Source organism: Lederbergia lenta NBRC 16444 (genome assembly GCF_001591545.1).
GTDB classification, from domain to species: domain Bacteria; phylum Bacillota; class Bacilli; order Bacillales; family Bacillaceae_C; genus Lederbergia; species Lederbergia lenta.
In genome coordinates this window covers 133,335-156,037 of the sequence record NZ_BCVC01000001.1, presented here as the reverse complement: position 1 = coordinate 156,037, position 22,703 = coordinate 133,335, and the positions used below count along the sequence as shown (strand labels likewise).

General features: G+C 35.4%; 20 protein-coding genes and 3 riboswitches. Of the genes, 3 read left to right on the top strand and 17 right to left on the bottom strand.

Annotated elements, in window-relative coordinates; all coding sequences use genetic code 11:
- Nucleotides 1–34: 34 nt before the first annotated feature.
- Nucleotides 35–146: riboswitch (SAM riboswitch) on the bottom strand.
- A 190-nt stretch (nt 147–336) separates the two neighbouring features.
- Nucleotides 337–443: riboswitch (SAM riboswitch) on the bottom strand.
- A 565-nt stretch (nt 444–1,008) separates the two neighbouring features.
- The 13 genes from BLE01S_RS00755 to BLE01S_RS00695 all read right to left on the bottom strand — a co-directional run bounded on the left by BLE01S_RS00755 (nt 1,009) and on the right by BLE01S_RS00695 (nt 14,768).
- A complete protein-coding gene (locus tag BLE01S_RS00755; RefSeq protein ID WP_066136056.1) occupies nt 1,009–1,260 on the bottom strand; it encodes a hypothetical protein in 252 nt (83 codons plus the stop codon).
- 252 nt (nt 1,261–1,512) lie between these two features.
- Nucleotides 1,513–2,958 carry an N-acetylglucosamine-specific PTS transporter subunit IIBC gene (nagE, locus tag BLE01S_RS00750; protein WP_066136053.1) on the bottom strand — a complete coding sequence of 482 codons (1,446 nt, stop codon included), beginning with the start codon at nt 2,956–2,958 and terminating at the stop codon, nt 1,513–1,515.
- A gap of 203 nt (nt 2,959–3,161) precedes the next feature.
- Entirely contained in the window at nt 3,162–3,980 is an 819-nt protein-coding gene (locus BLE01S_RS00745; RefSeq protein ID WP_066136050.1) for a PRD domain-containing protein, read from the bottom strand.
- Nucleotides 3,981–4,330: 350 nt separating this feature from the next.
- Nucleotides 4,331–4,585: a DUF3949 domain-containing protein gene (locus BLE01S_RS00740; RefSeq protein ID WP_066136047.1), complete on the bottom strand. Its 255-nt coding sequence runs from the start codon at nt 4,583–4,585 to the stop codon at nt 4,331–4,333.
- A 166-nt stretch (nt 4,586–4,751) separates the two neighbouring features.
- Entirely contained in the window at nt 4,752–6,278 is a 1,527-nt protein-coding gene (locus tag BLE01S_RS00735; RefSeq protein ID WP_066136044.1) for a methyl-accepting chemotaxis protein, read from the bottom strand.
- Nucleotides 6,279–6,495: 217 nt separating this feature from the next.
- On the bottom strand, nt 6,496–7,707 hold the full coding sequence (locus BLE01S_RS00730) for a NupC/NupG family nucleoside CNT transporter (RefSeq protein ID WP_066140695.1): 1,212 nt from the start codon (nt 7,705–7,707) through the stop codon (nt 6,496–6,498).
- A 631-nt stretch (nt 7,708–8,338) separates the two neighbouring features.
- Nucleotides 8,339–8,650 (bottom strand): DUF3892 domain-containing protein, encoded by a 312-nt coding sequence (locus BLE01S_RS00725; protein WP_066136041.1) that lies wholly within the window; start codon nt 8,648–8,650, stop codon nt 8,339–8,341.
- A gap of 286 nt (nt 8,651–8,936) precedes the next feature.
- A complete protein-coding gene (locus tag BLE01S_RS00720; RefSeq protein WP_066136038.1) occupies nt 8,937–9,158 on the bottom strand; it encodes a helix-turn-helix domain-containing protein in 222 nt (73 codons plus the stop codon).
- A gap of 10 nt (nt 9,159–9,168) precedes the next feature.
- The gene (locus tag BLE01S_RS00715; protein WP_066136035.1) at nt 9,169–9,645 is read right to left on the bottom strand and encodes a DUF2975 domain-containing protein; all 477 of its coding nucleotides are present in this window, start codon (nt 9,643–9,645) and stop codon (nt 9,169–9,171) included.
- 255 nt (nt 9,646–9,900) lie between these two features.
- Entirely contained in the window at nt 9,901–10,896 is a 996-nt protein-coding gene (locus BLE01S_RS00710; protein ID WP_066136032.1) for a VanW family protein, read from the bottom strand.
- Between the two features lie 366 nt (nt 10,897–11,262).
- Entirely contained in the window at nt 11,263–11,871 is a 609-nt protein-coding gene (locus BLE01S_RS00705) for a methyltransferase domain-containing protein (RefSeq protein ID WP_066136029.1), read from the bottom strand.
- Nucleotides 11,872–12,007: 136 nt separating this feature from the next.
- The gene (locus BLE01S_RS00700) at nt 12,008–12,697 is read right to left on the bottom strand and encodes an RluA family pseudouridine synthase (protein WP_066136025.1); all 690 of its coding nucleotides are present in this window, start codon (nt 12,695–12,697) and stop codon (nt 12,008–12,010) included.
- Nucleotides 12,698–13,073: 376 nt separating this feature from the next.
- The gene (locus tag BLE01S_RS00695) at nt 13,074–14,768 is read right to left on the bottom strand and encodes a methyl-accepting chemotaxis protein (protein ID WP_066136024.1); all 1,695 of its coding nucleotides are present in this window, start codon (nt 14,766–14,768) and stop codon (nt 13,074–13,076) included.
- A 984-nt stretch (nt 14,769–15,752) separates the two neighbouring features.
- Between BLE01S_RS00695 and BLE01S_RS00690 the strand changes: the two genes are divergently transcribed.
- The gene (locus tag BLE01S_RS00690; protein ID WP_066136021.1) at nt 15,753–16,424 is read left to right on the top strand and encodes a DUF3885 domain-containing protein; all 672 of its coding nucleotides are present in this window, start codon (nt 15,753–15,755) and stop codon (nt 16,422–16,424) included.
- Between the two features lie 57 nt (nt 16,425–16,481).
- On the opposite strand, the gene BLE01S_RS00685 is transcribed toward BLE01S_RS00690, so the two are convergent.
- Nucleotides 16,482–17,684 (bottom strand): MFS transporter, encoded by a 1,203-nt coding sequence (locus BLE01S_RS00685; RefSeq protein WP_066136020.1) that lies wholly within the window; start codon nt 17,682–17,684, stop codon nt 16,482–16,484.
- 423 nt (nt 17,685–18,107) lie between these two features.
- On the opposite strand from BLE01S_RS00685, the gene BLE01S_RS00675 reads away from it, so the two are divergent.
- Entirely contained in the window at nt 18,108–18,515 is a 408-nt protein-coding gene (locus tag BLE01S_RS00675) for a hypothetical protein (RefSeq protein ID WP_066136013.1), read from the top strand.
- 256 nt (nt 18,516–18,771) lie between these two features.
- Here the strand turns inward: BLE01S_RS00675 and BLE01S_RS00670 are convergent, their stop codons facing one another.
- The 3 genes from BLE01S_RS00670 to BLE01S_RS00660 all read right to left on the bottom strand — a co-directional run bounded on the left by BLE01S_RS00670 (nt 18,772) and on the right by BLE01S_RS00660 (nt 20,976).
- Complete coding sequence (locus tag BLE01S_RS00670; RefSeq protein WP_066136012.1) at nt 18,772–18,954, bottom strand: hypothetical protein; 183 nt, start codon at nt 18,952–18,954, stop codon at nt 18,772–18,774.
- 74 nt (nt 18,955–19,028) lie between these two features.
- Nucleotides 19,029–19,229 (bottom strand): hypothetical protein, encoded by a 201-nt coding sequence (locus tag BLE01S_RS00665; RefSeq protein WP_066136009.1) that lies wholly within the window; start codon nt 19,227–19,229, stop codon nt 19,029–19,031.
- 88 nt (nt 19,230–19,317) lie between these two features.
- Nucleotides 19,318–20,976, bottom strand: coding sequence for a methyl-accepting chemotaxis protein (locus BLE01S_RS00660; protein ID WP_066136006.1), 1,659 nt, complete (start codon nt 20,974–20,976; stop codon nt 19,318–19,320).
- Between the two features lie 233 nt (nt 20,977–21,209).
- Nucleotides 21,210–21,314, top strand: a riboswitch (SAM riboswitch).
- Nucleotides 21,315–21,522: 208 nt separating this feature from the next.
- On the opposite strand from BLE01S_RS00660, the gene BLE01S_RS00655 reads away from it, so the two are divergent.
- Complete coding sequence (locus tag BLE01S_RS00655) at nt 21,523–22,686, top strand: acyl-CoA dehydrogenase family protein (protein ID WP_066136000.1); 1,164 nt, start codon at nt 21,523–21,525, stop codon at nt 22,684–22,686.
- Nucleotides 22,687–22,703 lie beyond the last annotated feature (17 nt).

Below are 22,703 nucleotides of genomic sequence, written 5' to 3'. Positions count from 1 at the left end.
AAAAAGCCCCTCTTCATAAGAAGAGGGGTTCCTCATCTTATCTTTCAGGTAAATGAATACCTGCAGGATTTAGCACCTTTTCAAGCTTTCACTTGAAGGTTGCCGGACTTCTTCGGGCCTGTTCCCTCCGTCACTCTGGATAAGAAATGCTTTATTAAGTTAATGTATTAATGCGTTAATATAATGAAATTATAAAATAAATTCATTTTAAAGTCAACGATTGTTACGAATTATATATATCTTTTAAACTATCAGATAAGTTTATTTAAGACAAAAAACCCTTCTCTCATAAAGGGAGAAGGGGGCATGTTTAATTAAAGTAAGCACTAGTCCACCTTCTCATCTTCGGAATTACTTTACTTCCTCTGAATTTAGCACCATGCATAAACATGCTGGTTGCCGAGGTCTCAGCGGGTCAGTCCCTCCACCTCTCTTGATAAGAAGAAATTATTCAATTATTCTATAAAAATAAGCTTACCTACTTCCAATCATTAAGTCAATACTTTTTTCAAAAAATATACCATACCCAACTCAAGAGAAGGTATTTGTTTACTTTTCTAATGGCAGTTATAGCGTTTTTCCAAATACTAGACGACCTTATATAATATTCGCTTATTACTCTCTCCAAACGATAGTTGAGGCCGGAAGTAGACATACTTTTCCTAGTTAATAAGTTTTGGATACACCTCTAAGCATCAAACTAATACCTTTCTTAGTATTTACTGGCGGTTGACCACTATTTACTGGCCGTCGTTTGAAAATTATAAGCCGTCAGCGCAAAATTACGAGCCGTGCCAAGCAACATACAGGCCGTTGTTCCCCTCTTATTGGCCGTCATCACTTTTTTTAGATTTGGCCTTAACAAATAGATCATCACTTTCCAGGACAGGAACCCAATTAAAACGACAACAATTATCATCAAATAAAAATAGATTGCTGCGACATTCACGACTCCCAAAAATAAAGCAGCACGCAAAAAGGAAGGAATGCAACTGCATCCCCTCCTTTTTAACCTACTATTTTTTTATTGCTAAGCTTTGTCACTCCATAAGCAATTCCAAATGCAACTATAGACATGACAATCGTTGGGACAATACTCAAATGTCCAAATTCAACTTCAGATGAGAGCGCCGATGCTTCTATCCACGAGAAGCTCGGTGTGTACAACATAGTTAATATTGCACCTGAAACTACTTGAAGCATGATAAAAGCTAAAACAAAACTTACCGAAAACTCGACATATCTTTTCAGCCTAATCACCTCCTTTTGTCTCTACTACGTTATTAACAAAAGAAAGTTTCAGGATTAAAAAGAGATGTTCTATTATCGTCTAGCTTCGGTGCCCAGCGACTAGCAAACTTCAGGATGCTTCCTACGATAAGTCAACATCGGTTCGCCTTGCAGGCTTACCGTGTTTCCTTTATCTCTCATCTCAAGGTCCCTCGACTAAAAGCGCCACGTCCTGTGGGCGCAGTTTGTACGTAGCTTAACGGGCGCCTTCGCTTTTCTTTATTACTTACGAATTTTATTAATTTCGTCTGCTACGAATTGGACGTTTGTTCCTACGATTACTTGGATGCTATGTTTACCAACGATGTTGATTCCAGGTACACCTGTTGCTTTGATTTTAGCTTGGTCTACCGCATCCATATCTTTTACTTCCATTCTCAAACGGGTTACACAGTTATCAACAGCGGTAACATTTTCGTCCCCACCTAATCCTTCATAAATCTTAGCCGCCATTACAGCAAATCTGTCACCAGTAGAAGCGTCTTCTTCATCTTGCACTTCTTCCACTACATCGTCTTCTCTACCAGGTGTTTTTAAGTTGAATTTCACAATTAGGAATCGGAATAAGAAATAGTAGATAACAGCGAATACTAAACCTTGAACGAGTAACATATATGGCTGATTAGCAAGTGGTAATCTTGAACTTAAGACAAAGTCAACTAATCCTGCACTAAAACCGAATCCTGCTGTCCACTGGAAATATGCAGCAACTGCTAATGAAATACCAGTTAGGGCAGCATGTACGACATAAAGTGCTGGTGCTAAAAACATAAATGCGAATTCTAATGGCTCTGTAACACCTGTAAAGAATGAAGCAAAACCTGCCGCCAACATTAAGGATGCAGCTTGTTTTTTTCTTTTTGTTTTTGCTGTATGATACATAGCAAGTGCTGCTGCTGGTAAACCAAACATCATAACAGGGAAGTATCCTGCTTGATACATACCTGTAACACCTTTTGTACCTGTTCCAGCCCAGAAGTTACCAATATCATTTATTCCAGCCACATCAAACCAGAATACGGAGTTCAATGCATGATGTAAGCCTGTTGGAATTAATAATCTATTGAAGAATCCATATAATCCTGCACCAATAAACTCTAACTTACTAATCATTGTTCCAAAAGAAACCAATCCAGTAAAGATTACAGGCCATGCAAAGAACAAAATAACAGATACTACTAACATTGAAACAGCTGTCATAATTGGCACAAGACGTTTACCACTAAAGAATGCCAATGCATCTGGCAGTTGTACGTGACTGAAGCGATTATACATAATTGATGCCACTATCCCGGAAATAATACCAACAAACTGATTGCCGATTTTTTCAAAGGCAGGGTTTACATTTTCCGCATCAATTCCTTGTAGCATAGCTACTGAATCTGTCGAAAGTAAAGTAGTTACTACAAGATAAGCTACCAATCCACTTAATGCAGCAGAACCATCCTTATCTTTCGACATTCCTAGAGCAACACCAACCGCGAATAAAATAGACATATTGTCAATAATCGATGATCCCGCTTTAATTAAGAATGCAGCTATCGCACTACCTTCTCCCCATCCAGATGGATCGATCCAATAACCAATCCCCATTAGAATCGCTGCGGCTGGCAATACGGCAACTGGCAACATTAGGGAACGACCAAGGCTTTGGAAGTATTTCATCATTTTAACCATTCCTCTCACTTTATATTTTTCCTTCCGAACGTATAAAACGATATGTTTAAATGAATACACATACTTCATTGTTTACTAAACCAACCATAATTATAGAAAGATAAGTTAGATAATATTGCGTTTATCAATAGATGATTTAACTGATGCGATACAAACAATGAAAAATATGCGTACCTTGCATCCCCTCCTTTAAGTTACTTTTTTCTTAACCTTTCTATATGAAGCGTAATATAACCTAATTCCTCGTCCGGAAGATCTACACCATGTACTTTAGACAAGTTCTTAGCTATTTCAGTTGCGCAACTATACGACAAAGGAAACTTCTTTTTAATCATCCCTAACATTTCCTCATCCATTGTGTGTAACTCATAATGATTCATCCTCGTCAAAGCAAATCGCAGATGTGTAATAAGACGTTGATAAGATATATCATCCTCTTCTACTTCAATATTTAAATAGCTCTTAATGGTTTGTACCATGTCCCTAACAATTGTTGTGTGTCTAACTGTTTGCCGTAAATCACCACCCTGCAGCTTCATTGTATGGATATGAAGGGCGATAAAAGCAGCTTCATCAACAGGCATTTCTACACTTAGCTTTTCTTTTATATGTTTTATTGCCCAAAGACCAATTTCAAATTCTGGTTTGTACAATATTTTTATTTCATGCAATAACTTGTTTTTTAAATGGATCCCTTCTGTGGCTCTTTCAATAGCAAATGATAGGTGATCAGTAAGCGCAACATGAATATGCTCATTAAGTTTGGTACCAATATAATCTTCCGCATATGTGATTACTTCTTCTGAAATGGTAAAATGTTCTTCAGGTATACGATTTAACAATTGTTGAAGCTTTTTGTTTTCTTTCATAACAAACAGTTTTTCAATTTTATGGACATTCACAATATCATTTTTCTTTTTATGAAATGCAATTCCAGCTCCAATTGCGATTTTCTCTTGTTGGTCATCGATAACGATTACTGCATTGTTGTTCAATATTTTTGTTATTTTCAACGGAAGCCATCTCCTTATGTTTTCACTTTACATATCAGTTTATCACTAAAATTAAACAGTGATCATAACCTTGTTAAAGGTTAATACAAATATCTTAAAAGATGTACAGTTTAGGCACTATGTGCGATCCGAAGAAATAAAGCAACAAAAAAAGACATGGAGGTACAACAAAAGGATCGGATAATCCTTCTATTTACCACCATGCCTGATCGTATCAGTAACATGTGATCCGTTATTAAAGTATTAGGTCAACTATACCATCAAGTTATTTAAAAATCAAGATGTAAACGTAAACATTTTATTCTGAAAAGTCTAAACAGAACTAACACTAAATTGATACACTTTATTTATTATTTTTCATGCCGATGACGAATGGTGTAAATAAGTTGTGCAATCAGTGTAGCCGGCAAATTGATTGGATTTCCCTGTAAATTAAATTGTAATTCTTGCTCTTCAAAACTCTTTTTTTCATACATTTCATTATGAGATAATTTGGACCTTTGTATTTCTTTTTTCGTTGCAGCAATATTAGAGTACTGAACAGGGATCATGACAAGATAATAAAGAAGAAGAACCCCGCCGATGACGATAAGAAATTCTGTCATTAAAAATATCCTCCTTGTACATAGGACTTACAAATAGTATTACGAAAGTGGACAGTATTGGTTTCAAATTTTGTAATTATTTTTAATTAACCTACGTTCATCTGGGGCTGAGATAGCCCCCAATTTATAATAAAATACTTATGTATCGTTTACCTGCTGCGACTACCTACGAAACTCTAATATTAGCAATTTGTTTATTAAGGATCTCCGTTGTATTTCTCAAATCTTTCGTGATATTTTTAAAACCATCAAATGTAGCTAATTGCTCTTCTGAGGTTGCCGATATACTTTCCATGTTTATCTTATATTCAAGCGACATTTCATTCATCTCATCAATAAATTGCTGAACATTATCAGCGCTTTTCCCAATGTTTTCTGCCATTGTATAGGTAGAATCAAGTATAGTATTAACTTCCTCGACTTTTCGGACAATCATAGAAAATTTGTTATCAGAGTTCTTTACCTTCATCATCCCTATTTCTGTTGTCTCTTTCGTTATCTCCATTTGGTTACCTAAATCGGCCGTATCTTTTGTTAAATCGTTCAACACCATCCCAATTTTTTCAGCATGGCCACTTGAAAGATCGGCTAGCTTTCGTACCTCATCAGCAACAACTGCAAACCCTTTTCCAGCTTCCCCTGCTCTTGCTGCTTCAATCGCCGCGTTTAAAGCCAATAAATTGGTTTGCTGAGCAATTTCACTCATCAATTTTAATGTTCCTTGAATCTCTAATGAACGACTCTCAAGTCTCTCCACAACTTGGCCCATTTCTTCTGCACTATTAGCTATAACAGACATTTGTGTAACTGCCTGTCCCATTCCTTTTTTTCCTATCATCGCTTCTTCTGATGCATCCTGAGATGTAACTTTAGATTGGTTTAATTGATTTATTATGGAATGAACATTATTTAAAACTTCATCCAACATTTGACGACTTTTAATAGCATCTTCTAGCTGTTTCTTTGCAACTTCCACCATGTTTTGTATAGACGCCGCCGTTTCACGATTCGATTTAGTTGATTCTTCAGAGCCTTCTTCTAAGTTTTCCACATTTTCCAATACATTTTTCGATGTAGCAACAATATTTGTCACCATTTCTTTTATGATGTCTGCGTGATCCTTCTCTCTTTCTATTTGTTGCATAAAGCGAAATCGAATAATAATTTGTACAATAACAACAGCACTTGTAAATAATAAAAATAGTGCATGAATCATGAGAAGGCTAAATGGATAATCCGTAGTTCCACAAATCAATTCTGGAAAAGCAAAATATCCTAATAAATGTTGTATTGCAAAAATAGCTGTACTAATCAAAATGAGACGAACATTTTCAAAGTAGGCCAATGCAGCAATCACCATAAATATAGAAAAGTGATATTCGACCATTCCATTTCCACCAGCAATGAGAGAAATGCTCGCAAACGTAAGTGTTAATGTTAGCAAAGTAGGTATCCACTTATGATCTTTCTTTCTTTGAAAATAAATAAAAGCTAGTAATAAAGTGAGTATTGGTAAGACGAAAAAAGCAGCTACTAATATACCCTGATTCTCAGCATTAGCTCCACGCGAATGAATAAAAATTAGATACGAATCTAACCAACCAACATACCTATGCAAAAAATGAATGACACATGCTAGTATCACAACAAATGTTGTAAAAAACATCATCATAATATTCTTTCTAACGACCAACTTTTTTCCACCTTTCTGTCATAGTTATTTAGACCTCCATAAAAACGCACCTAAATCTAAGCCAAATTGACTATACACCGATCATTTACAGCTTGACATTTTCACCAGGCTATGTCAATACTCCTAAAAAAAAGAGAAATGGAATGATTCCATTTCTCTAGACGACTCTTTGTTTTTTTCTAATATGTTTAAATAAATACACCAAATTCAAAGTAACCTATATAAACATTCCTGCGATTGCTGCGCTTAATAAGGAAGCTAGCATTCCTGCGACTACCGATCGAATGCCTAATCTAGCTATATCTGGACGGCGACTTGGTGCTAGCGCACCCAACCCACCAAGGAGAATAGCTAATGAACTTAAGTTTGCAAAACCGCATAACGCGAAACTAACAACAATTACTGTTTTAGGAGATAATGTTGAAATCTCAGGAGCAAATGCAGCATAAGCAACAAATTCATTTAGTACAAGCTTTTGACCGATAAAACTGCCTGCAGTAACCGCCTCTGCCCATGGTACTCCAATAGCGAACGCAAGCGGCGAAAATATAACCCCTAAAATACCTTCCAGTGTTATAGAGCCATATCCAAACCAACCACCAATACCACCTAATATACCATTTATTAAAGCAATCAACGCAATAAATGCTAATAACATTGCCCCGACATTCAATGCGAGCTTCAAACCATCGCTAGCGCCACGTGCAGCAGCGTCAATTACGTTAACTGAATCACTATCTTTTTCCATTGTAAATTCAGACGAATCGGATTTCTCTGTTTCCGGAATCATCATTTTAGCCATAATTAATCCAGCTGGAGCGGCCATAAAGCTAGCTGCAAGCAGATATTCAAGTGGAACACCTAAGAGTGCGTAACCTGCAAGAACCGAACCAGCAATCGAGGCAAGGCCGCCTGTCATAACAGCAAAAAGTTCAGATTTTGTCATGTTTGCCAAAAATGGACGAACAACAAGTGGGGCCTCTGTTTGTCCAACGAAAATATTTGCTGCTGCTGATATTGATTCTGCCTTACTTGTTCCTAGGAGCTTTGACAAAGCACCACCAATAAGTTTAATAATCCATTGCATGATTCCGAGATAATACAAAACAGATATTAAAGAAGAAAAGAAAATAATAATTGTTAGTACTTGAAAAGCAAATACAAAGCCAAACTCCTTTGTATTTGCTGCAGGGCCAAACAGGAATGCGATTCCTTCACCTGCATAGTCAATCACATTTTGAACCTTCGTTGAAAGCCACTCTAACCCATCTCTTCCCGCTTTCCATTTCAATACGATAAATGCAAAACCAACTTGAATAGCTAATCCGCCTAGAATCGTTCGAAAATTAATTGATTTCTTTGCATTGGACAATAGAAATGCAATGCCTAATACTACAAATATGCCAAAAATCCCCCATATTACATTCACAAAATTCACCTCAAATGTACTATTTCCTTCTTCAAAAATTTGTAAACTACATGCAACTGCCATAGCGAAACTCTATGCTATAAATGAAATTAGAAAGCTGATATATAAATATGTTTCGCTTTTTTCACTTTTTGATACTATAATTACTTCTTTATCTCAATAAATTGCTTCTCCATTTCACTATCGTAATCCTATAAATTTTACGCAAGTACTTCTTTTACTTCTAACGAAGCCACTAAATAATTTGGGGAGTTGATAGTTGCGACGATAGAAAATGTATCTCGCAATGTACTAACATTTACCAGACGCAATTGAGACGGATAATATGATTTGCACTCCTTGCGTTCAACATATTCTTCCTTCATTTGTACAATAATGGATTATTTAATTAAATTTTTCAAGAAGAAGGTTACTAGAGTATGTATTCAGGGAATTCCGTCTCTTGGGGCTCTTAAATAGAAGCTATACCCATGTGAAATTATCACCTTTAAAGGAGATTAATTATACCTTAGAAATAAGCGATATAAACTATAGCCCATTAATTCTGTTGATTAACAGTTCACCAAATGCATCCAAAGTTTCAACGTACAACACAATAATGATAGCCCCATATAAAAAGGGGCTATCATTATTAAAATGTAGGTAAATTATCCAAATTATTCTCTTCTATTCCATCTGGTTCGCTACGGATGATGTCTCTACCATATTTGTGGAACACATCAATATGAGCGATATTTCCGGCTTTCGCCTCGTCTAACGCGGTTATATAATCTAACTCACGCCCTGTTTTTGTTTTAAAAGCAATAATGTTCCCATCATTATTTTTTCTAACAGCTACTATTTCTTCTTTTCCTATTGCATCTACTTGCCCCGCTTCAATAGAACTCTGCTGTTCGCTCCCTTGATATTCATTATAAATTTTCTCAAAATCTTTTTGCTCCATTTCCTACACCTCCAATTTACTATATATTCTACTATTCCAAAGTTTTTATGTAGATTGAAGAATAGGCTGTAAAAATAGTAATTTTTATTACAGTAACCCCACTATTTCACATTTCCTCTAACACACTTTTCTCCATTAATTGAACAAAAAATAGCAACTGAATTATTCAGTTACTATAGTTTAACGGTATTTATACGTACAAATGGTACAAAATTTAATATCCAGCTTGATTTATTAAATAGCAGATCCACTCCTACTATCCAAAATACATAATAAAAACACCTTATTATTCTGAAGTATCTTCATCACTTTTATACTCTAAAATATCTCCGGGCTGACATTCCAAAGCCTTACAAATAGCTTCTAAAGTGGATAATCGAATCGCCTTTGCTTTTCCATTTTTCAATATAGAAAGATTCGCCATCGTGATTCCAACCTTCTCGGAAAGTTCCGTTACACTCATTTTCCTTTTAGCCAACATTACATCAATATTGATTATAATTGCCATTGTTATCACCTCAGACTATTAAGTCATTTTCTGATTTTATATCAATCGCTTCTTGTAAAAGTCTTTGAAGAACAGCAGCAAATACTGCGATTACCATTGAAGCAAAGATAGGTACCATTCCAACTATGATGAGACCAGGTGCATCGTCTAGCTCTGCTACGATATAAACAAATGGGATAATAACGACATACAAACCGCTGATTATTAGTGCGCTTAATTTAATATTCTTCAGTGATTTAACAGAGAGTTCAGAGAAAGCTTTACTCTTGTCAATATAGCTTAAAAGTTTAAAGGCTTGATACAATGCAATAATAAACGGGATTACTGATACATACATACCAATGATGATGGGATAGAGTATATAGGCATAATCTATATTTACTGGATTTTTAGTTAACCAGGTCACCCCAAATATACATAATGCTAGAACTAGGATTCCCATAAGGAAAACAGCTATTTTTAAAAAGATTGTTGAACCACGTTTCATAAAAAGCACCTCACTTATTATTATTAATTTAACTTTAACACGATGTTTATCGAATTACAATAAATTATTATCTATTATTAATACATTATTATTGTTATATGCACTTCCCTTTAATTTCATACAAATATAAAAAAAGCATTCTTCATTACAAAGAAATGCTTTTTTGTTTAAAGTATTCAATTAATCATTTTCTCATCAATAATCGCAGCCACTGTTTGAACTATAAGGTCTTTTAATATAATGAGGTTTAATTATCTAACTTTTTATTAGACTTTGATTCGCTTTAGATGTTCTAACCTCGACGATTAATGCATCATTTTCAATAAAAGCTTTTAATACAACAGGTATACCGATTGTATTTTGAAATCGAAAATCTAACCCTCCATAAGAAACTGTTGCATCCCTTCCTTTTGGCACGTACCCGACATCTAAAGAATGATGATGCTTCTCTACATAAGAGACTCCTAGCGTATCTACAGCATTAAACAAAGTGGATGATGTCTGGCAAATTCCTCCTCCAATCCCCTCCACCAATTTACCGTTAACTGCTTCCATTGCTTTTTGATATCCGTGTTCTTCATCACTTGGCCCAACTGTCGTATTAAATGAAAATATATCTTCCTCCCCAACGATCACATTATTAATCGCCTGCGCAGATAGTTCGATATTTTTCGTTCTTCCAGCTACACTGCTATCAAAATTGGTCGTATATGAAGCGACTACTACTTCTTCTAATTTAGATACCTCTTCTGGCTTATATCCACTTTCACTCACATATAAAGGTAACTCTACAGTACCACCCTTCTTAAATGCATAGATTACTTTTTCAAGTAACTCCTCTTCTTCTAGGATTACTCGCGGAGTACCTTTGATGACCTGACCATCTTCTCCGATTCTATCAGGTATCATTCTCTGATCGTATCCATCTTTTGTTTCCGTACCTCTTGCTATTTCCTTTACCCAGTTCTCAACCTCCTCTTTATATTTTTCTTCCTTAGTCCCAAATCCCATTTCCTCTGGTAAAAAAGTTTTAATTACCTCATCTGTATTTGGATCGATCACATTTACCTCTAGCGACTGCTCTTCTTCTTCGACTTCTGTCTTTTCTTCTTTTACCTTATCTTTTTCAATTTGTTTCTGTAATTCAACTATTTTCTCCTCTAACTCTTTTTCCTTCGCTGATTTTCCAGAACATCCTACTAAACCTATTAAACTAGCAGCTAACATGACTGAAATTCCCCTTTTCAACATCCCCATTTTTCTCCCTACTTCTCTTTATTTTTTGATTGCAATATTTTTAATCCTATTCAGGGGGCAAGCTCTATATTCCAATAGGCGGTTTAGCAAGTGTTTTCCTTTGTAAAGAAGCAAAGAACCATCAAGTACTCACTTAAAATATCAACAGTGGTTTCTTTTTATACAATTTCAGCGACATACTGGCCGTTATACTGCTTTTACATGCCATCGTGTATTCTTTACTGGCTGTCAGACTAATTTTACTAGCTGTCATCAAATGCTTACTAGCCGTCACATACCATTTACTGGCCGTCCAGATTATAGGGAGAAATTAGGAATTGAGCACATCAAAAAAACGAGTAAGATACTTCTACTCGTTTTCTAAAATGATAATCGATATATTAAAAATTTCTCATAAGGATCACGCTCGGATAAAATCGGTAAAATAATTTCCTTTTTTAGTTTAAAGGCGGTACAGTTTTCTAAGTAAAATACATAATCATCAGATACATAATATAATACTAGCTCTATTTCCCGTTCCGCCTTTTCTACGGAGACGAGGATATTATTTATGATATTCATAAATATTTGTATAGAAAATGGATTAAAAAAATAAAATTTATTATCTAATGGATCAATCTTGTACTCTTCTGCATAGCAAAGCTGGAAATGAATATTATCTTTTCTATTCTTAGTTTTCTGCAAATATTTTTTCTTATTTTCAAGCGCCTCCAAATAGTAGGGCTCATTCATTTCTACTCCAACTACTGTCGCATTAAATAAATAATGTATAAAAAAATTTAAGCGTCCCTTTCCACAACCAAAGTCGACAATACGATCACTACTCTTCAATTCGTAATGATTAAATAATTCCTCAAAAGCGATATATGGGGTTGGTTCATACCGATGATAGTGTTGAGACTTATTGAATCCCTTTTGGTCTCCTCCTGTCCTGATATTCAGTAATTTGTCATAATACCATTCTTTCATTCATCCACACCTCATATTTCATGTCCTTTTTAAAAATTATATTCTAGTGAGCTATCTTCATTATATTTGATTTTAATATAAGCGGCACCATCAATCTTAGATAGATGGTGCCTAATTAAGAATCTCCTTAAAATCACTATGTATGAGCGTATATATCTTTCCAAATACTCCACGGATACTCATTCGGTGGCGTTGATTGGATTTTCATTATTTCCCCTGTCGTTGGATGCTTAAACTCTAATTTATGTGCCCATAAAGCGATTTGTTGACCCGGTCGGTTTACTTGTTGACCATATTTTTGATCACCAAAGAGTGGGAATCCGGATGTGGAAAGTTGCACGCGGATTTGATGTGGCCGTCCTGTGTGAAGGAGAACGGAGAGCAGTTTCAATTTCTCTTTACTACTGATTGTTTCATATTCAAGGATTGCCTTTTTGGCATTCTTATTGTGAGCCGAGACTGCATGCACTTTATTTTTCCTAGTATCTTTATGCAAGTAATGTTCTAACATACTTTTTTTCTTTGGCGGGGTCCCCCTCACAACCGCTAAATACTTTCTTTCTAATTGCCCTCTCCGTATAACATCCGATAATCTTGATGCAGCCTTAGATGTTTTGGCAAAAACCATCACACCACCTACAGGACGATCCAAACGGTGAACGAGTCCTAGATAAACATTTCCTGGTTTCTGATAGCGAGTTTTTAGGTCATTTTTTAAAATTGTGAGTAAATCATTATCCTGACTAATATCTGCTTGTACAGGAATATTGATTGGTTTTTCAACAACAAGCAAATGATTGTCTTCATAAAGTATCGGTATTTTCATATGTTTCTATAACTCCTTTAAACTGTTCAATTTTTAGTTAAAAAATAAATATCCAGCTCAGCCATCTATCACTTTAATCCAGGGTATAATAATAAGCAAAGTATTCGAAGCACAAGTACGAATAAAGTGACAGTTTGCTAGATTACTGATTATTTAAGTACCTAAATATACTCACGCACATCTGTAGGACAAATAAAATACACACTTACTCCTAAGAAAAAGACGTGAGCAATTTTTTTATGTTTAGACTTGCGAACCCTCACTACATAGTCAAACATGCAATTTTTTATAAAAAAATAGGTAAAGCTAATAGAATCTACTTCACCTATCTTTGTTCTTTATATGATTATTTAAACGCTATATAAAAATCTGCTGCCTATAGCTTAAATGTATGAATTAAATCATTCATTTTTTCTGCTAATTTTGCAAGATGATCAGAGCTTCCAGCTACTTCTTCCATAGATCCACTCGTTTGCTGTGCAGAAGCCGAAGTTTGTTCTACACCCGCTGCCGCTTCTTCAGCGATCGCTGCAATTTGCTCAATAGATACATTCATTTTTTGACTGTTAGCTACAATATCTGCTAAATTACCAGACACTATTTTAATATTTTCTACCATCTGCGTAACAGATCCACTAATTTTATTAAAAGTATCACCAGTTGCTTTAATTTGTAGCGTTCCTTGTTCCACTTCTTTATATCCGATCTTCAATGATTCCGCGACTATACTTGATTCACTTTGAATATTCCCAACAATTCCGGTAATATCATTTACAGAAACTGCTACTTGTTCAGCAAGTTTTTTCACTTCATCTGCCACGACTGCAAATCCTTTACCATGCTCTCCTGCTCTTGCAGCCTCAATTGCCGCATTTAATGCAAGTAGATTTGTTTGGGCAGCAATATCCATAATTACAGAAACTAATTTAGATATTTCCTGTGATTGCTTGTCTAAGTTGTCCATTTTCTCTACTGCATCATGTACGATTTGATCAATCTTCGCCATTTGATCCGTAGAGGTATTCATTAACTGAACACCTTCTTTAGTCATTCCCAACACTTCAAATGAATTCGATTGAATCAATTCACCATTTTCATCGGTTTCCTTTACCTTATTGATAAATGTTCCCGTAACTAAAGCGAGGTCCGTTGCACTAGTCGCCTGTGTTTCGGCAGCAGTTGCTAATTCTTCCATTGTAACAGCAATTTGTTCCGTTCCTGCTTGTACTTCATTAGCTGATTGCGTCAATTCTTCACTTTGACTTGAAACTGTTTCTGAAACGATATTTATCTCATTTAATAAAGTTCTATTATTATCATTCATGACATTTGTCGCTTCAACAAGTTGCCCTATTTCATCTTTAGATTTTGTCACTAATGGTTTTTGGCTTAAATCACCATTCGCAATTATTTTCATACGGTTCATCACAGCCACAATCGGAGTGGTGATAATCCTGGAAGTGACCAGTGCTATCACAATGCCGAGGATGAACACGATAAGTGATAATATTATAGCTACATACAGGCCTGCATTACCATAACTAAGAATTTCATTTCCTCTTTTGCCAATCGAATCTTCTCTCATAGTTGCTCTTTCTTCATATGTCTCCATAATCTCTGTACCTAGTGGTTTAGCTTTTGTGCCTAAGAGTTCGATAGCCTCCTCAAGATTACCACCATCAAATGCAGCAAAAACTTCATTGATAATTTGATCATACTGTTCTCTTTTACTAAAGAGTTGTTTCATTTCTTTATCATTATTCAAATCGATTAATTCATTTTCTAATACAATACCTGCTTTTGAAGCCTCATTGAATTCGGCTTTTAAAGCGGGGTCATTATAAATAATGTATGCTCGGACCAATGATGTTTTATTAGACATGTTTAATGCTATTTGTTCATTTTTAATTAATAATGGCACTTGCTCCTCGACAATTTCACTCGTATTTCCGTTAATATTATCAATACAAAGAACTGTATAAGCCCCAAGTATAAGAGCAAATAAAACAACAAGAGAAAAACCAAACAAAATTTTTGTCTTTATACTTTTAAATTTGAGTATTTTATTCATACTAACACCCTTTCAATTAATTTCTTTAAGCGTTCTTATCCATCTGTACTTTTGGTACTCTCTCCATTTCTTTTTATATCTAAATCTTTAACTATGCAGTGGCTATTATTCGAATATACCTTATCTTATATCGGCAGCTATAAGCGTTTTTTTTACACTCTAATGAAAGAATATCGTGGTAAATAATTGAAAAATATTTAAATATATAGGGGGGGTTCATACCTTTGGTTATTGATTTTAAAAGCCCCTGAATTCCGTAGAATAATTTTATATAAATGAAGGTTTATTAGAATAGTAAGCGGGTACATATAAAATACAAGGCGAAACAACCGACGGAAAATGCTGCAATTGAAAAGTGATTTCCACGGATGAAATGCACTGCCTTGACGGAAAATTTGCTTTACTTGCAATAGGTACACTCGTCGAGAACCGAGAAGTTGGTCTATTCACACAGTGTTAGAGCAGGAAGTAGTAAGTTTTTTGTGAAAGTGCAACTTGAAATCTGATTGTATAAAAAGGTGCAGATCGAAGACTAGCGCTTGCGATGCCCTCGCCAGAACGGCACACAGTCAGATTAATCAAACTGCATGGGCGAGTATGAAGATGTTCGTCAGAAAAAACAGTTTGTGAAGTAGAAATGAATAACAATTTTCCGTGTGCACCCCTTTTAGAGCAGGCTTAGAAAGAAGGTGCAATGGTCATTCCTATGTATAAAGATTTACTAACCATTTAGCCCAAAGTTTGAGCAACCTCTTTAAGGGCAAAGGAAAAAGCATGGTCCCGTTTGGGGTCATGCTTTTTCCTTTGTGCTAAATTAATTGGCGTGAATGATTGTCCTTAAAAAGCATAAAGAATATGTAATTTGCTTCCCTCTCCATACTAATGAATCTAAGTATTACTGATTATATGAGATATTTATAACATAATCGTGTTTTTCCATTATAATCATGTTATTACAATATAGAAAATATACGGAGGATAGTAATGGAAATAAACTTTAATCTTTTTATGAAACAAAACTTTAACAATCTGTCTTTAAGACCTCCACTCTTTTATTCTTGGAAATATGGTATTCGTTTTGAAATTTGCAATCCTTCTGTGATGGAGCATGAAGATACAAATAATCTTAAACAAATTAAGGAAAGAAGCACAGATATTTTTAATCAAGTCTTTCAAGATACAGATGACATATTTTTAATAACCGATGTGCATTGTGAAAGGAATAATACCTTTTTACAAAAAAGACCGACAAATGTCTATCGTAAATACATTAGGAGTAGAGAGGTTTTGAATAAACTCCAGCATACAGTTTTACCAAGCCAACTTTGGGATGAATGTGAGGAAGATTTCGATGATATGGTCACACACCGATTTATTCTCCGGTGTAAAACAAGTGATATACGATACCAACCGCTTTTGACCGCAATTAGTTACAAAGACTTTTGGCATCCCTCACGAATCTTGAAACGTAATTATAGCTCTGGCTATGACATTTACTTTGTAAATATAACCAAAAGAAAGATCTACCATCTTTATGATGATCGGGGCTGTGATGTAATCGCAACAAATAAAGATGATTTATATCCGCTTTATGAGATACATAGTGATTGGATATTAGATTATGACCGAGATAAGATTAACGAGTTATTCAAATGAATTTTTCTGTATTTAAAAAGACGCTCGAAATTAAGCGTCTTTTTGAATACTCATTTCTTAACTAGTGATCGTTCTAGATGGACTTTTTTTCAAGCTGAGCATCACAAGGAAGGATACGCAATATAAGACCGCTAAGTAGATCATTGCTATCTTCATATCATAGCTTTGTAGTATATAACCGACTAGAATTGGTGATAGACCACCTATCGCTCTACCAAAGTTAAAAATAGTGTTCGTAGCTGTACTTCGAATGTGAACTGGATAATAACTGCTTATTAATGCTCCGTACCCAGCAAACATCCCATTAGAGAAGAATCCGACGATTGCACCGCCAATTAATACACCGACACTGCCAGTAGCATACGAGTATAAAAAAACCGCACATGCAGAGGCAAGTAGAAAGATCCCAAAGGAGCGCTTCGCACCAAATCTATCCATGAATTGTCCAAAGGTTAGCATACCAATAATCATTCCAACAGCAGTACTGATTGTCCAGAGTGCAGAACTTGAAACAGATAATCCTTGGGATTGCTGAAGCATAGATGGTAGCCAAATCATCAATCCGTTATATCCGGCAATTTGTACAGTAGCCATGATCGCTAAGGAAACTGTCGTCACCGCTATTCGAGGAGTATTAAATAATTGTGCTAATTTGCTTTCCTTCTGTTTATTTTTCACCTTTTCCTGCTTTTGAGCTGCTAGCCATTCTGGAGATTCTTCTAGGTTTCTTCGAACAATAAAAGCGAATATAACAGGTAGCACCCCAACAAAGAACAGTGCTCTCCACCCTAAAGTAGGTAAAATAATTGCGCTAAGTAGTGCCGCTAATATGACGCCAAATTGTGCACCAACACTGACATAAGATGAGGCTCTACCTTGTTTATTCTTTGGCCAAGCTTCCGCAACTAATGCCATACCTATACCATACTCTCCACCAGCACCAATTCCGGCGATGAATCTAAATAAATAAACCTGTTCAATATTCGTCGCAAGTCCTGTTAAAGCTGTCCCAATCGCGAACAAAATAATTGTATAGGTGAAAATTCGTACGCGGCCATACTTATCCGCTAAAATCCCAAATATTACACCGCCAATAAGCATTCCGATATTGGTTATGGAAGATATGAGACCACCTGTTGCTAAATCAATATTGAACTCCGAAATAATCATCGACATAGCGAAGGAGATAAACATAATATCCATGCCTTCTAATGTTAAACCTGCAACTGATGCGACAACTGTTTTATTACGATAATTCATTTGTGCTCCACCCTTCAGTATTTTTTTACAGTAAAAAGCTCTTGATGCATCGAAGGAATGGATGTGATACAAATTTTGTCCATTCTCTTTTCAAGCCTCACAGGACTTTGTTTAAAAGAGTACTCATTAACAAATACCATTAAAAAGGCAAAAATAAATGCCCTTTCGTCACAGAGGACAAAAGGGCATAAGTGTATACATAGATAAAAAACAAACCTATCTAGTCGCCCTTTTCGGCCTCTCTGGACCGTAATTAAAGGTATATAAATTCTATCGTTATTTATACTAGCACGGTGACTAATAGTTTTCAAGATTTTTTTATTTAGAGTAGTAGAGATGTTGAGGTAAATCCCTTTCTTACTATCAGGAATATTTTTTATCATTCTCCAATAAGGTAAAACATCTAGAGTTATTGGAGGGAGCATGTTGAAAAATAATAATGACACGCTGATGACCGAGGAAATGCTCATCAATTATTATGAGCTTAATAAAAAGAAGAAAGAGATCGAGACAGAGATGAATCATTTAAAAAGGATCTTCCATGAATTTTTTGATAATCAAATCGGAACATCAGATAAAGGGGAAATCACACTAAATGGCTATAAACTGCAAAGACAAATTAGAAAAACGGAGAAGTTTGATGATGAAGCAACGATCAATAAATTGGAAGAACTAAAAATGAATGATCTTATTCAGATCATAAAAAAGCCAGATGCCCTTAAAATTAAATCTGCTATTAATTTAGGATTTTTAGACGCAAAAGATCTTGATGGTTGTATAATCACGACTTCTTCTCCAGCAATATCAGTAAAACCGATTGTTCCAAGATAATAATTTTATATGAGAATGGCACGTGTCTGTGCGAGAATTAAATCTACTTATCCGAGAATGCACGGTCTATGCGAGAGTTAAATCTACCTATCCGAGAATGGCACGTGTCTATGCGAGAATTAAACCTACCTATCCGAGAATGACGCATGTCTGTGCGAGAATTAAATCTACTTATCCGAGAATGACGCATGTCTATATGAGAATTATAATTTACAGCCTCCATCCACTTTTTTCATTAATGGAGGCTGTTTCCTGTTTAATGCATTCCGTTCCATTCACCTTGGTTTTTAGATGATTTTTCTTTTTTTACCTTTTCTTTATGAGCTCGATTGGCATTAGCACTACCAAATTCCTTCGAGAACTCTGAATCAACTTTGCTAGAGTCAAACCCTTGTTTATTCTTTTGCTCAGCATCATTTTTTTTCGTTCGTTTTGCCATGAGTATCCCTCCTTCAATTGTTAGTATGAGAATCAGAAGGGGAAATATACGTTATGGCTATTTATCTGTTTTTCCTATAGATGCTTGATTTTTTTTCTAACTTCTTCAATATTAGTATCGCTATAAATGCTTGTCCCATGCCCACCTGTTGTTTTAGCAAGTAATTCTTTTACTTCATTATAGGACATGCCAGAACGTTCATTTTGTCTTTTCACGGCATCAATATTTGTACCCGCTACTGTGAACATATCATTGTTATTAACGCTTTCCTTCATAAAATCACCTCTATATTCGTTTCTTTTATATTCTCCAACAAAGGGATTATTAATCGAGGAAAGCACTAGTTGGACGTTGTTCTAGCTTTCATACCTTAAATTTCCCCAATACTTGTTCAAGCTTAATGGCTAATTCATTTAATGAACTAGCTTCATTTGTTACCTGCGAAATGGATGAACTTTGCTCTCCTGATGATACAGCTACTTCATCCATATTGCTCGCATTTTTTTGGGAAACCATTGAAATCATTTCAATATTATCAACCATATCATGAGTTTTTTCACTAACATCATAAGCAACACTTGATACAGCACCTGTCTCCTCTGATACCTTTTCAATTGCAACAGCAATTTCGACAAAAGCCTGCTCTGTTTCATGGACCATGGCAATGCCACTCCTTAACACTTCCGCTCCATTTTCCATAGATTGGACAACTTGCTTTGTTTCTTTATGTATTTCTTCAATCATTTCCGTAATTTGCTTAGCAGATAATCCGGTTTGTACCGCCAATTCTCTCACTTCGTTTGCTACAACTGCAAAACCTTTACCATGCTCCCCCGCATGTGCTGCTTCAATCGTAGCGTTTAGTGATAACAGGTTTGTTTGATTAGCCACTTCACTGATAATACTAACAATATGATGAATGTGAGCAGACTTTTCACTTAATGAATACACCCTTTCAGCCGTTTCATCTACTGTTTTCTGGCCCAAATTCATTTGGTTAACTGTTTTGTTGACTAATCCCTTTCCTTTATTGGCTTTTTGATTCGCCTCATTTGCACAACCTTCCACACTTTTAATCGAATTTGTCACTTGATCCATGCTAGCCGAGATATCCGTAATAACATTCTTCCCTTTGATGGCAGTTTGTACTTGTTGACCCATTCCTATCGCCACTTCATTTGCTGCTTTTACAATTTGTTCAGATGCGTGTTTGGAATTAGCAGAAGCGTTGTTTAATTTTTCAGAAGTTGAAGTAATATGTCTTGTACTTAGTTCTAGATGCCCGATTAATGAGTTAAGACTAGCTACCATATGATTAAATCCAGTTGAAAGCGTCATAATTTCTTTGGATGTAGATTGAAATTGAATGTTCGTCTGAAGGTCTCCTTGAGCAACTTTCTCCATCGATGTTTTTAATAAGTTAATTGGTTTTATCACTTTATTCATTGTTGCATATGCAATTACACTGGCCAAAAACACAGATATTAGTGTCATTCCAATTATTAAATTCCGATAATCCTTAATTGGTTGTAAATATTCTCTGTCATATAAAGCAATGACATATAATGAATCATCCATTTCAATTTGCTGAGCAAGGGCGAGTGTTAAACCTTTAATATGTATTATTCCTTTTTTCTGATCGAACATTTTATTTATTTCTAAATCTGTCATTTTAGGTAACTGATGATCAAATCCCGGAAACATTCTAATTTTTCTATCTCTAGTCACTTGAAATTGTATTGGATTTAATTTGGCCGTCTTATACGTATTTGCATTTTGACTTAGTGCGTAAGAAAACTTTCGATCAAACTCTTGTTTAGTTGCAGTCGATTTAAGCATTGTAATTTTCTCCGTCATCACTTCTGAAGATGACTTTAACTGTTGTTCTATAGAATAAATCGTCAATTCTTTGTTTTTTTCATAGGTTATATATGCAATCACTGCCGAAGATAGCGAAACAATTAATATAATTGGCACTAACAACATCGTTCTCAGCCCAAAACTCTGTCTTTTCTTTCTCATATTATATACTCTCTCCCACTTCAAATTACTTACGACTAAATCCCTACACCTATTAAATCTCACAATTATAAATTTTATGCCTAAAGAATGTAAATGTTTTATAAAGATTGGGTTAATCTTTTGCAATTAGAATGAACAGCGCCCCGAAAACATCTATTCCGATGAATTTAGTCAACTTTACTTCTTGACAAAACAAAATGTATAGCCTAAAGTTAATTTCAACAACTTCAGCATTCTTATCAAGAGAAGCTTAGGGACTGGACCCAATGATGCTTCAGCAACCTCTGTTTAACAGAAAGGTGCTACTTTCAGCAAGAGTAATTCTTGAAAGATAAGAGCATTGGCGCAAGGTCAATCCCTCTTTTCCTTTGAGTAGAGGGATTTTTTGACGTTATAATATTTTTTTCGAACACACAAAAAAAACTTCTTCACCATAGTATAAATATCGCTTAATTACGTAATTTAAGTTCCTTTATTTTTAATCCACACTAAAACGATGCATTTTATACTATTAAACAATATAAAAAACAACTTGGAGGTACAAACATGCTTCATTTATTTGTAAAAACAGAACGTCAAAAAATATGGTTACAAAAATTGTATGAGAAAGAAAAACAATTCAAAAATCAATCAGCTCAAATTGATGAGCTAGCAATCTTTCCAAAAGAAAATATCCAAGACTTAGTTGATATTGGATATACGAGCATTACGCTTCCAGCAGCATATGGTGGAGAAGGCTTATCCGTTTATGACATGGTTCTGCTTCAAGAAACATTGGCTAGTTTTGATGGTACTACTGCACTTTCGATTGGCTGGAATCTCGGCGTGGTGGGTGAACTTTTTGAAAAAAAACTTTGGGACGATAAGAAATTACAATTATTTGCAAAGGAAATTCTTCAAGGGGCATTAGTCAATCGATCTGTAAGTGAAGCACAGACCGGAAGTCCTAGTAGAGGTGGCAAACCTGGAACAATTGCAATCAAACAAGATGGCGCTTGGATTTTATCCGGTCGGAAGACATTTACAACCGCCTCTCCAGTGTTAACCTATTTTTTAACATCTGCATGGATTGAAGATAAGCAGAAAGTAGGGTTCTTCCTCCTTCACAAAGACCAAATAGGACTAAGTATTGATGAAACATGGGATGTCATTTCAATGAGAGGATCAGGAAGCCATGATCTCGTTCTCAATAATGTAAAAGTGGATGAATCAAAGCTGGTAGAATTACCCGAAAAGCCTAGTGGTGGGGAAATAAATGGATGGATGCTTCACATCCCTGCTTGCTACCTTGGTATCGCGCAAGCTGCACGCGACTATGCAGTACATTTTGCTAACCACCATTCACCAAATAGTTTGAATGGTCCAATTAGCCAATTACCCAATGTTCAACAATTACTAGGTGAAATTGATTTGGAATTAATGAAAGCAAGACATTTAATTTACAGTGTAGCAGAAGCCTGTGATGACAATTCTAGGAGTCCTTTTCTCACCAATGAGATTGGTGTTGTCAAACATACAGTTACTAATGCAGCTATCACGATTGTTGATAAGGCAATGAGACTTGTTGGAGCAAAAAGTCTCCAACGCAGCAATCCTTTACAACGATATTATCGAGACGTAAGAGCAGGATTGCATAATCCTCCCATGGACGATGTAACGATAAAAAAATTAGCCTTATCAGCCATTGAAGAAGATAAATCAAAACAGTGAAGTGGAATAAAATACGC

Excerpts from the sequence above, each read along its gene's own strand:
- nagE (WP_066136053.1), bottom strand. The coding sequence starts at position 2,958 with ATGATGAAATACTTCCAAAGCCTTGGTCGTTCCCTAATGTTGCCAGTT.
- BLE01S_RS00740 (WP_066136047.1), bottom strand. The coding sequence starts at position 4,585 with ATGACAGAATTTCTTATCGTCATCGGCGGGGTTCTTCTTCTTTATTAT.
- BLE01S_RS00725 (WP_066136041.1), bottom strand. The coding sequence starts at position 8,650 with ATGGAGCAAAAAGATTTTGAGAAAATTTATAATGAATATCAAGGGAGC.
- BLE01S_RS00720 (WP_066136038.1), bottom strand. The coding sequence starts at position 9,158 with ATGGCAATTATAATCAATATTGATGTAATGTTGGCTAAAAGGAAAATG.
- BLE01S_RS00715 (WP_066136035.1), bottom strand. The coding sequence starts at position 9,645 with ATGAAACGTGGTTCAACAATCTTTTTAAAAATAGCTGTTTTCCTTATG.
- BLE01S_RS00710 (WP_066136032.1), bottom strand. The coding sequence starts at position 10,896 with ATGTTGAAAAGGGGAATTTCAGTCATGTTAGCTGCTAGTTTAATAGGT.
- BLE01S_RS00705 (WP_066136029.1), bottom strand. The coding sequence starts at position 11,871 with ATGAAAGAATGGTATTATGACAAATTACTGAATATCAGGACAGGAGGA.
- BLE01S_RS00700 (WP_066136025.1), bottom strand. The coding sequence starts at position 12,697 with ATGAAAATACCGATACTTTATGAAGACAATCATTTGCTTGTTGTTGAA.
- BLE01S_RS00695 (WP_066136024.1), bottom strand. The coding sequence starts at position 14,768 with ATGAATAAAATACTCAAATTTAAAAGTATAAAGACAAAAATTTTGTTT.
- BLE01S_RS00690 (WP_066136021.1), top strand. The coding sequence starts at position 15,753 with ATGGAAATAAACTTTAATCTTTTTATGAAACAAAACTTTAACAATCTG.
- BLE01S_RS00685 (WP_066136020.1), bottom strand. The coding sequence starts at position 17,684 with ATGAATTATCGTAATAAAACAGTTGTCGCATCAGTTGCAGGTTTAACA.
- BLE01S_RS00675 (WP_066136013.1), top strand. The coding sequence starts at position 18,108 with ATGTTGAAAAATAATAATGACACGCTGATGACCGAGGAAATGCTCATC.
- BLE01S_RS00670 (WP_066136012.1), bottom strand. The coding sequence starts at position 18,954 with ATGGCAAAACGAACGAAAAAAAATGATGCTGAGCAAAAGAATAAACAA.
- BLE01S_RS00665 (WP_066136009.1), bottom strand. The coding sequence starts at position 19,229 with ATGAAGGAAAGCGTTAATAACAATGATATGTTCACAGTAGCGGGTACA.
- BLE01S_RS00660 (WP_066136006.1), bottom strand. The coding sequence starts at position 20,976 with ATGAGAAAGAAAAGACAGAGTTTTGGGCTGAGAACGATGTTGTTAGTG.
- BLE01S_RS00655 (WP_066136000.1), top strand. The coding sequence starts at position 21,523 with ATGCTTCATTTATTTGTAAAAACAGAACGTCAAAAAATATGGTTACAA.